The 12,508-nt window shown below is 71.5% G+C and carries 12 protein-coding genes; 3 read left to right on the plus strand and 9 right to left on the minus strand.

Annotation, left to right across the window (positions count from 1 at the left end):
* Positions 1–38 precede the first annotated feature (38 nt).
* The 5 genes from DQE82_RS04435 to DQE82_RS04455 all read right to left on the minus strand — a co-directional run bounded on the left by DQE82_RS04435 (position 39) and on the right by DQE82_RS04455 (position 6,289).
* A complete protein-coding gene (locus DQE82_RS04435; protein WP_043330653.1) occupies positions 39–380 on the minus strand; it encodes a hypothetical protein in 342 nt (113 codons plus the stop codon).
* Between the two features lie 162 nt (positions 381–542).
* Positions 543–2,354, minus strand: a complete 1,812-nt coding sequence (locus DQE82_RS04440) for a glycoside hydrolase family 13 protein (protein ID WP_113972063.1) — start codon at positions 2,352–2,354, stop codon at positions 543–545.
* Between the two features lie 142 nt (positions 2,355–2,496).
* The gene (locus DQE82_RS04445; RefSeq protein WP_043326779.1) at positions 2,497–3,396 is read right to left on the minus strand and encodes a sugar ABC transporter permease; all 900 of its coding nucleotides are present in this window, start codon (positions 3,394–3,396) and stop codon (positions 2,497–2,499) included.
* Positions 3,393–5,036 carry an ABC transporter permease subunit gene (locus DQE82_RS04450; RefSeq protein ID WP_043326781.1) on the minus strand — a complete coding sequence of 548 codons (1,644 nt, stop codon included), beginning with the start codon at positions 5,034–5,036 and terminating at the stop codon, positions 3,393–3,395. The genes DQE82_RS04445 and DQE82_RS04450 overlap by 4 nt, the downstream gene beginning before the upstream one ends.
* A complete protein-coding gene (locus DQE82_RS04455) occupies positions 5,036–6,289 on the minus strand; it encodes a maltose ABC transporter substrate-binding protein (protein WP_043326783.1) in 1,254 nt (417 codons plus the stop codon). The genes DQE82_RS04450 and DQE82_RS04455 overlap by 1 nt, the downstream gene beginning before the upstream one ends.
* Positions 6,290–6,488: 199 nt before the next feature.
* Between DQE82_RS04455 and DQE82_RS04460 the strand changes: the two genes are divergently transcribed.
* The 3 genes from DQE82_RS04460 to DQE82_RS04470 all read left to right on the plus strand — a co-directional run bounded on the left by DQE82_RS04460 (position 6,489) and on the right by DQE82_RS04470 (position 10,025).
* Complete coding sequence (locus tag DQE82_RS04460) at positions 6,489–7,568, plus strand: LacI family DNA-binding transcriptional regulator (RefSeq protein WP_043326785.1); 1,080 nt, start codon at positions 6,489–6,491, stop codon at positions 7,566–7,568.
* Positions 7,569–7,865: 297 nt separating this feature from the next.
* Entirely contained in the window at positions 7,866–9,500 is a 1,635-nt protein-coding gene (locus DQE82_RS04465) for a glycoside hydrolase family 13 protein (protein ID WP_043326786.1), read from the plus strand.
* Positions 9,501–9,662: 162 nt separating this feature from the next.
* Positions 9,663–10,025 (plus strand): VOC family protein, encoded by a 363-nt coding sequence (locus DQE82_RS04470; protein ID WP_043326789.1) that lies wholly within the window; start codon positions 9,663–9,665, stop codon positions 10,023–10,025.
* Positions 10,026–10,031: 6 nt separating this feature from the next.
* Here the strand turns inward: DQE82_RS04470 and DQE82_RS04475 are convergent, their stop codons facing one another.
* From DQE82_RS04475 to DQE82_RS04490, 4 genes are all read right to left on the minus strand, one after another.
* Positions 10,032–10,475 carry a hypothetical protein gene (locus DQE82_RS04475; RefSeq protein ID WP_043326791.1) on the minus strand — a complete coding sequence of 148 codons (444 nt, stop codon included), beginning with the start codon at positions 10,473–10,475 and terminating at the stop codon, positions 10,032–10,034.
* A gap of 73 nt (positions 10,476–10,548) precedes the next feature.
* Positions 10,549–10,923, minus strand: a complete 375-nt coding sequence (locus DQE82_RS04480) for a GntR family transcriptional regulator (RefSeq protein WP_113972064.1) — start codon at positions 10,921–10,923, stop codon at positions 10,549–10,551.
* The gene (locus tag DQE82_RS04485) at positions 10,920–11,861 is read right to left on the minus strand and encodes a YhjD/YihY/BrkB family envelope integrity protein (protein WP_043326794.1); all 942 of its coding nucleotides are present in this window, start codon (positions 11,859–11,861) and stop codon (positions 10,920–10,922) included. The genes DQE82_RS04480 and DQE82_RS04485 overlap by 4 nt, the downstream gene beginning before the upstream one ends.
* A gap of 56 nt (positions 11,862–11,917) precedes the next feature.
* Positions 11,918–12,505: a 2'-5' RNA ligase family protein gene (locus DQE82_RS04490; protein WP_043326796.1), complete on the minus strand. Its 588-nt coding sequence runs from the start codon at positions 12,503–12,505 to the stop codon at positions 11,918–11,920.
* Positions 12,506–12,508 lie beyond the last annotated feature (3 nt).

Here is a 12,508-nt window from a genome sequence, read left to right on the forward strand (position 1 = left end):
AACGTCCGTTTCCCGCAGCTTCCCCGACTGGCGGCGAACTAACGCCAGAACACCGCGACGGCAGCGTTGACCAGCGTCAACCCGACGATCGCGAGGAAGTGGCCGCGGTTGACGGTCTCCCGCTTACGGGAGAAGAAGACCATGACGAAGATGAGCAGCGCGAGCACCAACTTGGTAACAAGTTTCGCCGGGGCCGGCTCGTCCCCGTCCCGCAGCGGGGCGGACAGCCCGATGCCGGTGAGGATCTGGATGATCGCGCCCCAGAGCATGGCCGCGTTGATGCGCAGCTTGCCGGAGACGTACTGGGCGATCGCGCCGCCGAGCAGCAGCGCGAAACCGATCAGATGGACGTAGAGAAGAATCAGTCGAAGAGCTTCCACGCGGCCCATCCTCCCCCATCAACGACGCTTTGTAGTAATGACCCGGCCGACCTGCCGTCATACCGTGACCCCTCCCCCGCGATCTTGCAGTTACCGCCCCGGCACAACGGGACGAAAGGCGCGGCACACGGGCCGAAACCGCAAGATCGCGAGGGCCCGGGGTCAGCGGAGGCGCCAGACCTGGAACGTGGGGCCCTCGGCGGGGAGGGTCACCTTGTTGTCGGCGTCGGGGTGGAGAGCTGGGGCGTTGCCGTAGACGTTCTCTGCGGCGCCCACTCCGGCCAGGTGGACCGGGGTGCCGGGGGCACGTCTCGCCAGCACCAGCACCGTCGACGTGGGCGCCTCGCGCAGGAAGACCAGCGTGTCCGCGTCCGCGTACACCCAGCGCAGGCCGCCGTGCCGCAGCGCCGGCTCGTCGCGGCGCAGCGTCAGCAACGACCGGTACGCCTCGAACGTGCGCCGGTCCCAGCTCTGGCGCCGGTGCCACGGCATCGGCGTACGCGAGCCCTCCCCGTTGGTGCCGGTCAGGCCCAGCTCGTCCCCGGCGAAGACCACGGGCGTGCCGGGCATGGTGGCGAGCAGTCCGGCCGCCACCTCCTGCCGGGCCGCGTCGCCGACCACGGTGCGGATCCGGGCCGAGTCGTGCGAGCCGAGCAGCTGCCACGAGTGCGTGTACGAGCGCCACGACACCAGCGACCGGTACGTGTTCATGGTGGCGAGCACCGCGCCCGCGTCGCGCCGCCGTACCCCGCCCGGGGTGCCGAGGAAGTTCGGCACCGGGTCGTCGCCGTGCCGCAGCCAGGACCAGACCGGGTCGGTGAAGCCGACGTAGTTCATCGTCCCGTGCCAGCCGTCGCGGTCCAGGTCACCGGTGTGGTCGTGGCCGTGCTCGGCCAGCAGCAGCCCGTCCGGCCGGGTTTCGGCCACCACCTCGCGCAGCAGCCGCGCCACCTCGTGGGTGTACGCGTCAGCGCCCCGCCGCCCGGTCATGTTCGCCACGTCGACCCGCCAGCCGTCCAGCCCGTACGGCGGGCGCAGCCAGCGGCGCAGCAGCGAGTCCTCGGCGGTGGCGAACCGGCGGCGCAGTTCGGCGCTGCCCCAGTTCAGCTTCGGCAGCGACTTCACCCCGTTCCACGACTCGTAGTCCGAGCCGGGCAGGTCGAAGTAGTACAGCTCGCGTTCCGGCGCGTTGACGTCGGAGACGGCGGCGGTGAACCAGTCGTGGGCGTCGCCGGTGTGGTTGCTGGTGATGTCGCCGAGCAGCCGCCACCCCCGGGCGTGCACCGCGTCGGCGAGCCGGGCCAGCGCCGCGTCGCCGCCGAGCAGCGGGTCGACGGTGTCGAAGCTCGACGCGTCGTACCTGTGGTTGGAGCGCGCCGGGAACACCGGCGTCAGGTAGACGGTGTTGACGCCGAGCCGGTCCAGGTGGTCCAAGTGTTCGGTGACGCCGTCGAGGTCGCCGCCGTAGAACTGGCGGGGCGTCTCCGGGCCGCGGCCGACGACCGGGGTGTCCCAGTCACACGGGATGGCCCAGTCCGGCACGGTCCGGCCGTCGGCGGCGGCCGAGCGGGCGAACCGGTCCGGGAAGATCTGGTAGATCACCGCGTCCCGGGCCCAGGCCGGCGGCGGGGCGTAGCTGACCAGCTTGAAGTCGCCGTTGTCCGGCACGTCGTGCCCGGCCAGGCCGGCGGCGTTGAGCCAGCGGGCGCCGCGTTCGCCGTCGAGCAGGAAGCGGTAGTTGCTGACCGGGTTGCGGACCTCGACGTCGGCCCGCCACCACACGTCGCCGCCGTCGGTGCGGTCGACCCGCGCCTCGGCGAAGCGCGGCTCGCCGTCGCCGGTGGTGCGCACGTGCACCTGGGAGACGCCGGATCCGGCCGGCACCCGGACGAAGACGGGGACGGTCTGCCCGAGCGCGGGCTCCTGCTCCGGGACGTAGGTGGCGGAGCCGTCGTGGTGCGGCTGAAGGGACATGGTGCTGCCTTTCGCGTCGTACCGACAGGGAGAGGGGCGGGCACCCGCCGCGGTCGGTTTCACCCGACCGCGGCGGTCCGCCCGAGAACCGCTCCGGTGTACGCCGACACGACGCCCTTGCCGCAGCGTGAGCCGAGGAGGCTCAGCCCTTTACCGCTCCGGAGGTGAGTCCGGAGACGATGTAGCGCTGGAGCAGTTGGAACACCAGCACCGTCGGGATCGCGGTGAGCAGGGTGCCCGCCGCGAACATCCCGAAGTTGTTGTTGCGCTCGCCGGCCACCAGGCCGTACATGCCGACCGCGAGCGTCTTCGCCTCGGGTTCGGTGAGGAACACGTTGGCGATGATGAACTCGTTGATCGATCCGATGAAGGCGAGCAGGCCGGTCACCGCCAGGATCGGCGCCACCAGCGGCAGCATGATCCGGAAGAAGACCTGCACGTGCGACGCGCCGTCCATGGTCGCCGACTCGTCCAGTTCCTTCGGCAGCGTGTCGAAGAAGCCCTTCATCAGCCAGGTGTTCGCGCCGAGCGCGCCACCCATGTAGAGCAGGAACAGGCCCCACGGGGTGTTGAACCCGATCGCCGGGTAGAGGTCGGTGAGCGTGGTGAAGATCAGGAAGATCGCCACGATCGCCAGGAACTGCGGGAACATCTGGATCAGCAGCAGCGCGAGCAGGCCGACCCGGCGCCCGGCGAAGCGCATCCGGGAGAACGCGTACGCCGCGAGCGACGACAGGAAGATCGACGCGAAGCTGGCCACGCCCGCCAGCAGCAGCGAGTTGAGGAACCAGTGGCCGAACGCGGTCCGGTCGAACAGGTTCGTGAAGTTCTCCAGCGACGCGCCGGTCGGCAGCAGCTCGGTGGAGGAGAGCGTGCCGAGCGGGTTGAGCGCCGCCGAGATCACGAACAGGATCGGGAAGAGGCTGAACGCCACCGCCAGCACGCCCACCACGTGCCGCCAGCCGACCTGCGCGAACCAGCGTCCACGCGAGCGGCGGGCCGGCGTGCGGGTGGCCGTGGGCTTCCGCGCGATTGTGGTCACGAGTACACCTCCTCCTGCTTACGGGTCCGCCGGAAGCTGATCGCCGACACCGTCGCCACGATCGCGAAGATGAAGATCGAGACGGTGGCGGCCAGGCCGAACTCGGCGCCCTGTGCGCCGAACGCGAGCCGGTACGTGTAGGTGATCAGCAGGTCGGTGGCGCCGTTCGTCGGGTTGTCCGGCGCGAACGGGCCGCCCTCGGTGGTGAACAGGATCGCGTTGACGTTGTTGAAGTTGTACGCGAACGACGCGATCAGCAGCGGCGAGAGCGCCACCAGCAGCAGCGGCAGGGTGACCGACCGGAACGACTGCCAGGGCGACGCGCCGTCGACCGAGGTCGCCTCGGTCAGCTCCCGCGGGATGGCCTGCAACGCGCCGGTGGCGACCAGGAACATGTACGGGTAGCCGAGCCAGAGCTGCACCAGCAGCACCGCGATCCGGGCCGACCAGTTGCCGCCGAACCAGTCGACGTCCAGCCCGAACAGGTTGTTGAGCAGGCCGAAGTCGGTGTTGAACATGTCCCGCCAGATCAGCAGCATCGCGAACGACGGCATGGCGTACGGCAGGATCAGCAGCACCCGGTAGAAGTTGGTACCCCGCATCCGGGGTGAGTGCAGCGCGAGCGCGATGGCCATGCCGAGCAGGAACGTCAGGCCGGTGGAGCCGATCGCGAACGCGAAGTTCCAGGCCAGCGTGCCGAAGAACGGGCCGGAGATGTTCGGGTCGGTGAGGACGGTGCTGAAGTTCTTCAGCCCGACGTCGACCTTCCAGCCCTGGGCGAGACGCTCGCCGTCGGCGGCGACGAAGGAGCCGGACTCCTCGTCGGCGGTCCACGTCTTGCCCGTCTCGCTGTCCTTGACGCAGTCGCAGCCGGCGTCGTATGCCCGGATCGCCTTGCCCTCGTAGGCCCGGGTGAGGCCGTTGGAGCGGATGGCGCCCTCGTCGGTGGGCACGATGAGCGCGGTGACGGCGTCGCTGCGGCTGCTGGCCTGCCCGATGTTCAGCAGGGTGTAGCCGTCCGCGGCGGTGATCTTGCCGCTGAGGCTGCTCACCTCGACGTCGGCGGCGTCCAGCTTGCGCAGCCCGTCCGCGTCGCCGGCGAAGACGTCCTTGGTCTTCGGGTCGCTGAGCAGGAAGACCAGGGGGCCGCTCGCCGGGTCGCCCTTCGTGGCGATGGTGAGGTTGTACTCGGTCGAGCCGGGGACCTGCTTCACCGAGGAGGTCTGCACGGCGACGATCGCGTCGTCCTTGCTGCCGCGGTGGCCGTCGCCGAAGTTCGTGAACGCGGTGCTCGCGGTGTAGAGCACCGGGAAGACCTGGAAGGCGATCAGGAAGAGCGTGCCGGGGACCAGGTACTTGGCCGGGATGTGCCGGCGGCTCAGGTAGAGGTAGAACAGGCCGGCGGTGGTGGCCACCAGGATGCCCAGCCCGATCCAGTGTTCGGCCTCGATGAGCGGGAAGGCCGCCCAGATCGCGATCCCGGCCACCAGGCCGAGCAGGACCACCTTGACGACGAGGCCGGTCGCGGTGATCGGCGCGTGTTGCCGCGCGGTACGGGACGTGCGCGGGAGCCCGGGGCGTGCGGGCTCCCGGCCCGGGGCCTGCGGTGCAGACCCCGGGCCGGACAGCGGCGCGCTCATTACTTGATCTGACCCTGGATGGTCTTGCCGGCGGCCGTGATCGTCTTGGCCGGGTCGGCGCCGCCGATGATGGCGGCCTCCGCCTTGCCGAACGGGTCCCAGATCGCGGCCATGGCCGGGATCGCCGGGAGCACCTGGCCGTTCTTGCCGGCCTCGGAGAACTTGGCCAGGTCCGGGTCCTCGCCCTTGACCTGGTCGAAGGCGGCGGTCAGCGCCGGCGGGCGCGGCTCGGCCTTGTACAGCGCGACGGCCAGCTCGGGCTTGGTCACGTAGTTGGTGACGAACTCCTGGGCCAGGGCCTTGTTCTTGCCCTTGGCGGCCACGTAGAACGCCTGGACGCCGACGAACGGCTGGGCCTCCTGGCCACCGGCGAAGCCGGGGACCGGGGAGATGTCGTAGGAGATGTTGGCCTTCTTGGCGTCGGCCACTGCCCACGGGCCGGAGACCAGGAACGCGCACTTCTTGCCGGTGAAGGTGGCGATGGAGTTCTCGCCGGTGATGGAGCGCTTCAGCGCACCCTCGCCCTTCTCACCCAGCTTGGCGATCTTCTGGAAGGCAGCGATCGACTCCGGCTTGCCCACGCCCAGGTCCTTCGGGTCGTAGTCGCCGTTCGCCGTGGTGCCGAACAGGTAGCCGCCGCCGGAGGTGTAGAGCGGGTAGATGTGGTAGGCGTCGCCGTTCTGGCCGGACTGCAGGCACAGGATCTCGCTGGCCTTCTTCTCGGCCTTGAGCTTCTTGCCGGTGGCGACCAGGTCCTCGATCGTCTTCGGCGCCTCGGGGGCCAGCTCGGTGTTGCGGATCAGCGCGACGTTCTCGGTGGCGTAGGGCACGCCGTAGAGCTGGCCGTTGAACGTGACGGCCTTGATCGCGGTCTCGTTGAAGCCGCTCTTCTGCTCGGCCGGGAGCTGCACTGGGTCGATGGCGCCGTTCTGGACCAGGTTGCCGATCCAGTCGTGCGCGCCGACCACGACGTCCGGGCCGCTGCCCTGCTGCGAGGCGGTGACGAAGTTGGTCTGCAGGTCCTTGGAGACGGCCTGGACCTCGACGGTCACGCCGTTCTCCTTGCCGAACTCCTCGGCGAACGGCTTGAGGGCGGCCGTGCGCTTGTCGTCGGCCCAGATGACCAGCTTGCCGCCGGTCGCCTTGGCGGACTCGCCGGCGGCCGGCTTGTCGTCGCTGCCGCTGTCACCACAGCCGGAGGCGGCGAGCGCCAGGCCGAGGACGGCGACCACACCCGCGGTACGGATGCGCATCGGTACTCCTGTCGTCATGGCGGCCCGCCGGGGGAAGGGCGGCCCGCCAGTGGAAACCTCTGAAATTTCTTGCTGACCGGCACAGGGGTGCTGCGCCGCTGCTCTCGCATGTTGCGGGGACGTTAGCAAGAGGTTGCAGAGAATGGAAGGGCTTGCAGAAGTGTACGCAAGACTTTGCCGTTGGGCTAAAGTGCCGCACATGCGCGCTCGACTGTCCGACATCGCCCAACAGGCCGAAGTCAGCGAGGCCACGGTGTCGCGGGTGCTCAACGACCGCCCCGGCGTGGCCCCCGAGACCCGGCAGGCCGTCCTCACCGCCCTCGATGTGCTCGGGTACGAACGTCCGGCCCGGTTGCGCAAGCGCAGCGCCGGGCTGGTCGGCCTGGTCGTGCCGGAGCTGGACAATCCGATCTTCCCGGCGTTCGCCCAGATCATCGAGTCCGCGCTCGCCCCCACCGGCTACACACCGGTGCTCTGCACGCAGACCCCAGGCGGCGTCCGCGAGGACGAGTACGTGGAGATGCTGCTGGACCGGCAGGTCTCCGGCATCGTCTTCGTCTCCGGCCTGCACGCCGACACCGCCGCGGACCACGACCGCTACCGCACGCTGCTGGCCCGGCCGCTGCCGATCGTCATGATCAACGGGTACGCGCCGGGCATCCCCGCGCCGTTCGTCTCCTGCGACGACCGGGAGTCCGCCGAACTGGCGGTCGCCCACCTGGTCGCGCTCGGGCACCGCCGGATCGGCCTGATCACCGGCCCGGACCGGTTCGTGCCGGTGCAGCGCAAGGTCGCCGGCTACAAGGCCGCGATGGGGCGCCTCACCGACATCACCTCCGACGAGCTGACCGAGCTGACCGAGCTGTCACTGTTCGGCGTCGAGGGCGGCGAGGCCGCCGCCGGCCGGCTCATCGAACGCGGCGTGACCGGACTGGTCTGCGGCTCGGACCTGATGGCGCTCGGCGCGATCCGGGCCGCCCGCCAGCGCGGGCTGTCGGTGCCCGACGACGTCTCCGTGGTCGGGTACGACGACTCCCCGCTGATGGCGTTCACCGACCCGCCGCTGACCACAGTGCGCCAGCCGGTGGCCGCCATGGCGGTGGCGGCGGTGCGGGCCCTGGTCGACGAGATCAACGGCCACCCCTCCCCGAACTCCGAGTACCTGTTCCGGCCCGAGCTGGTGGTACGCGGCTCGACCGCGGTGACCCGCCCCGCCGACCCCCCGAAGCGCCAGCGCCCCGCCAGCCCGTCCTCCCCCTCCCTCCCCATCCCCGCCTGACGCCCCGCACTCCCCTCCCTCCCTCCCCCCTCCCTCCCCCTTCCCTCCAGCCCCGGCTCAGGGCGCGGCGATCATGAAGTTGGCGGGGACAAAGCGGGCAGAGACTGCCGTCAACCTCATGATCGACCGGATCGGCGGCAGTGGGGGTGGTGGGCGTCCCGGGATGCGGGAGACGGGGGCAGGGTCGGCGCGGGTGATGGCTGTCATTTCTTGCGCAAGGAATGCTTGACTCTTGCAGGGCTGTGGCGGCATTCTGCTCTGACACCCTGCGCCACCACAGAACGGGAATCGACAGCGATGACCTCCGCCACCACCCCCACGCCACGGACCGCCGACGACGACTGGTGGCGGTCCGCGGTCGTCTACCAGGTGTACGTCCGCAGCTTCGCCGACGCGAACGCCGACGGGGTCGGTGACCTCCAGGGCATCCGGCAGCGCCTTCCCTACCTGCGCGACCTCGGCGTGGACGCGCTCTGGCTGACGCCGTTCTACACCTCGCCGCAGGTCGACGCCGGCTACGACGTGGCCGACTACCGCGACGTCGACCCGCTGTTCGGCAACCTGACCGACTTCGACGAGATGATCACCGACGCGCACGCGCTCGGCCTGCGGATCATCGTCGACATGGTGCCCAACCACACCTCCAGCGCGCACCCGTGGTTCGCCGCCGCGCTCGCCGCCGGCCCCGGTTCGCCGGAGCGTGAGCGCTACCTGTTCGCCGACGGCAAGGGCGAGCAGGGCGAGCTGCCCCCGAACGACTGGGAGAGCATCTTCGGCGGCCCGGCCTGGACGCGCGTGGTCGACGGCCAGTGGTACCTGCACCTGTTCGACCCGGCCCAGCCCGACCTGAACTGGCGTCACCCCGAGGTACGGGCCGAGTTCGAGGACGTCCTGCGCTTCTGGCTGGACCGGGGCGTGGACGGCTTCCGGATCGACGTGGCCCACGGAATGATCAAGGCCGAGGGCCTGCCGGACGTCGGTTTCAACTCGATGACCACCGGCCGGCGCCAGTCCGAGCTGCTGGGCAAGGGCCGGCTGCCGTACTTCGACCAGGACGAGGTGCACGACATCTACCGCGCCTGGCGGCCGATCCTGGACAGCTACCCGGGCGGCCGGATGGCGGTGGCCGAGGCGTGGGCCGAGACCCCGCAGCGACTGGCCCGTTACATCGGCCCGGACGAGCTGCACCAGGCGTTCAGCTTCGACTTCCTCGACGCCACCTGGTCGGCCGACTCGTTCCGCAAGGTGATCGACACGGCGCTGGCCGAGTCCACGATCGTGGGCGCGCCGACCACCTGGGTGCTGTCCAACCACGACCGGCAGCGGCACGTCACCCGGTACGGCGACGGCGAGGTCGGCCTGCGCCGCGCCCGCGCCGCCGCGCTGCTGATGTTCGCGCTGCCCGGCTGCGCGTACGTCTACCAGGGCGAGGAACTGGGCCTGCCGGAGGTGCTGGACCTCCCCGACGAGCTGCGCCAGGACCCGGCGTTCCGGCGTACCGGGGAGAGCCGCGACGGCTGCCGGGTGCCGATCCCGTGGGGCGGCGACCTGCCCCCGTACGGCTTCGGGCCCGACGGCAGCGAGCTGAGCTGGCTGCCGGCGCCGGCGACCTGGCGGGAGCTGTCGGTGGCCGCCCAGGCCGGTGCGCCCGGCTCGACGCTGGAGCTGTACCGGACCGCGCTGCGGATCCGGCACGAGCACCCGGCGCTCGCCGGGGTCGGCGGCATCACCTGGCTGGAGACCGAGCCCGGCGTACTCGCGTTCCGCCGCGCCGCCGGGGACGCCGAGCTGACCTGTGTGGTCAACATCAGCGGCGCCGACGTGACGGTGAGCGGCCACGGCCGCCCGCTCGTCGCGAGCGCCGACCTCACCGAGCGGGGCGACGGGCACGTCCTGCCGGTGGACGCGGCTGCGTGGTTCGAACGGCGCTGAGCCGGGTAACCCGCCAACGACCTGGCCGTCCGTTGTGCTCCGCGCCGACGGGCGGCTGGGCTGCCGACCCCTTGTGGTGGGGGGTGAGGTGGTCCCGGCCCCTCGGGAGTCCGCTCCCGGGGGGCCGGTGTCCATCCCGGCAGCCCGGGGTACCACCGGGGGATGACCGCACGCGTGGCGCAGTACACCCTCGATGTCAGCGACCTGGACCGGATGGCCCGGTTCTGGTCCGCCGCCCTCGGCTACACCGTCTCGCAGGGCGACGACGGCAACGCGAAGCTCTACCCGCCGCCCGGCCGGCCCGGCCCGACCGTCTGGTTGCAGGGCAGCGGCACCCCGAAGCGCGGCAAGAACCGGCTCCACCTGGACCTGGTCGCCGACGAGGGGCAGACGGCGGAGGTCGAGCGACTGATCGGGCTCGGCGCCCGGCGCGCCGACGTCGGGCAGACCGGCGCGGAGGGCTTCGTGGTGCTCGTCGACCCGGAGGACAACGAGTTCTGCGTGCTCGACGGGCCGCCGCGCTGAGCGTCCTCAGCCGCCCTTGGCGGTGAGCAGCGCGGCGATCCGGGCGAACCCGGCCCGGATCTCCTCCCGGTCGGGCGCCTTCGCCGGCTCGGGCTCCGGCTCGCGCTCGGCGGCCCGTTCCAGCTCCTCGTCGATGACGTCCTCGAAGTCGCCGTACAGGTCAGCCTGGTCGATCTCGGCCGCCTCGTCCTCGGCGGCGATCTGCGCGGCGGCGATCTCACCCCGGATCTCCTCCGGCGTGAGCGCGGGCAGCAGCGGCTCCACCACCGCCATCAACTGCTCCTCGGCCACCACCGCCTCGGCCAGCGCCAGCGCGTGCGCCCGCTCGTACGGGCCGCAGACCACCGGCTCCCACTCGTCGTCCGCGCCGAGCGGGCCGAACGTGATGATCCACGGCAGGCCGAGCATCGGCGAGTCGTCCGGCAGGTCGAGTGTCACGAGTGCGCCCACCGGCCCATCATCGTCGGACGGGATCCGCCCGGGGAACGCATCGGCTCGACTCTCCCCGCTCAGGGGACCACGCTCAGCCACGCGTGCCGGCGTCCAGCGCCGCGCGGACCAGGGCGACCGCCCGCTCCGGCGGGACGCCCAGGCGGCGCGCCTCGACGGCGTACCCGGCGGCGGCCTGCTGCAACCGGTCGACGGCGTCGTCCCGCCCCGGCGCGACCACCGTGCCGTGCCGGCCGCGCGTCTGGACCAGCCCGGCGGCCTCCAGCTCCCGGTAGGCCCGCGCCACCGTGTTCACCGCCAGCCCCAGGTCCGCCGCGAGCTGCCGGACCGCGGGCAGCCGGGTCCCCACCGGCAGCCGCCCGTCGCCGATCCGCGCCGCGAACTGCGCGCGCACCTGCTCGTACGGCGGCACCGCCGACGCGGCGTCGATCCGGATCCGCGCGCTCATCCCGCCCCTCCCGGCGTTCCCGGTTCGGTTTCCTCGTCGAGCACGTCCGCCTCCACGTCCACCTCCCGGGCGCCGCCCTCGGCCAGGTCCACCACCCGGCCGTACGGGCTGGTAGCGGCGAGCGCCGCGCCGAAGAGCACCAACTGGTTGAGCAGGTAGAGGTAGAGCAGCAGGCCCACGGCGGTGGCGACCACCGTGTACGCCGGGTTCCGCTCGGTGCGTACCACGTAGTAGCGCCCCACCGTGTTGAGCAGGGTGATGCCGATCGCGACGGCGAGCACCGCCGGTCGCAGCCGGCGCCGGCTCATCCGCAGCCGGGGCACTGCGAGCAGCAGCGCGGCGGCCAGCACGGCGTTGACGAGCACGCTCAGCACCGCGCTGACCGTGGTCAGGCCCACCGAGCCGGTGCTGCGCAGCAGGAAACGCAGCAGCGACTCCAGCGCGTCCACGGCGGCGACCGAGACGAACAGCAGCACGAAGACCGCGACCAGCACGCCCAGGTCGACCAGCCGCCGCATCACCAGGTTGCCGGGCTGCTGGTTGAAGCCGTACATCAGCCGCTGCGAGGAGCGGATCGCCTCCACCCAGCCGATGCCGGTGAACACCAGGATGACCAGGCCGACCACGCCGACGGTGTTGCTGCTCTCGGCGATCTGCGCCGGGTCGAGAAAGGGCAGGTTCTCTTCGAGGAAGTGGGCGGCCGCGCGGCTGACCTCCTCGTTGTCGCGCAGCACCGCGCCGAAGACCCAGTACGCGACGAGCGCGAGCGCGAACACGGCGAAGAAGCCGTAGTACGCGATGGCGGCGGCGAGCCGCCCGGCGAGCAGGTCGGCGTAGAGCGTCCCGGCCCGCCACACGTGGTCGAAGACCGACGACCGGCCCCGGGCCGCGTCGATGCGGCGCCCGACCGCCGCCTCGATCCGGCCGAAGACGTTCACCCCGTCATCCTCGCTGATCTCCGCCCGTGGCGGAGGAGCCCCGGCCGGTCGAATGTTCAGCTCGCCCCGCCGAGCCGGAAGTCGCGCCGGGGCTGCCACCGGGTAGCCCCGCTGTGCGAGAACAGCGTGAACGCCTCCACCTGGAACAGCGCGGAGAAGTCGGCCAGATCCTCGTACGCCTTGTCGAGCACCTCGGGTGGCACGTCCTGTGCCACTGTGACGTGCGGGTGGTACGGGAAACGCAGCTCGCGGCGCAGCTCGGGAGCGGAGTTGATGGCGGCGGCCAGCAGTTCGCACTCGCTGATCCCGGCCGCCACCGCCACGAAGACCACCTGGGTGACCGGGCGGAACGTGCCGGTGCCGCGCAGGTGCAGCGTGAACGGCAGGTGCGCGGCGGCGACCCGGTCCAGGTGCTCCTCGACGGCGGGCAGCGCGCGTACCGGAATCTCGGTGGGCCCGAGCAGGGTGACGTGCGCGGGGACGGCCGCCGGGTCGCCGGCCTCGACCCGGCGGCGGGTGAGCATCCCGCCCCACGGCTCGGGGATGTCGACGGCGATCCCGATCTGGATCGTGTCCGCGCCGCCCGGCGCCGCGTCATTGCCCGCCACGTCGCGCGCCACCCCTCCGGCCTCCGGCTGCGTCACCCG

The organism is Micromonospora sp. LHW51205, assembly GCF_003315815.1.
Classification (GTDB): Bacteria; Actinomycetota; Actinomycetes; order Mycobacteriales; family Micromonosporaceae; genus Micromonospora; species Micromonospora chalcea.

Bases quoted from the DNA above. Each gene is read 5' to 3' on its own strand.
- DQE82_RS04465 (WP_043326786.1), top strand. From the start codon at position 7,866: ATGACCTCCGCCACCACCCCCACGCCACGGACCGCCGACGACGACTGG.
- DQE82_RS04440 (WP_113972063.1), bottom strand. From the start codon at position 2,354: ATGTCCCTTCAGCCGCACCACGACGGCTCCGCCACCTACGTCCCGGAG.
- DQE82_RS04455 (WP_043326783.1), bottom strand. From the start codon at position 6,289: ATGCGCATCCGTACCGCGGGTGTGGTCGCCGTCCTCGGCCTGGCGCTC.
- DQE82_RS04470 (WP_043326789.1), top strand. From the start codon at position 9,663: ATGACCGCACGCGTGGCGCAGTACACCCTCGATGTCAGCGACCTGGAC.
- DQE82_RS04480 (WP_113972064.1), bottom strand. From the start codon at position 10,923: ATGAGCGCGCGGATCCGGATCGACGCCGCGTCGGCGGTGCCGCCGTAC.
- DQE82_RS04450 (WP_043326781.1), bottom strand. From the start codon at position 5,036: ATGAGCGCGCCGCTGTCCGGCCCGGGGTCTGCACCGCAGGCCCCGGGC.
- DQE82_RS04460 (WP_043326785.1), top strand. From the start codon at position 6,489: ATGCGCGCTCGACTGTCCGACATCGCCCAACAGGCCGAAGTCAGCGAG.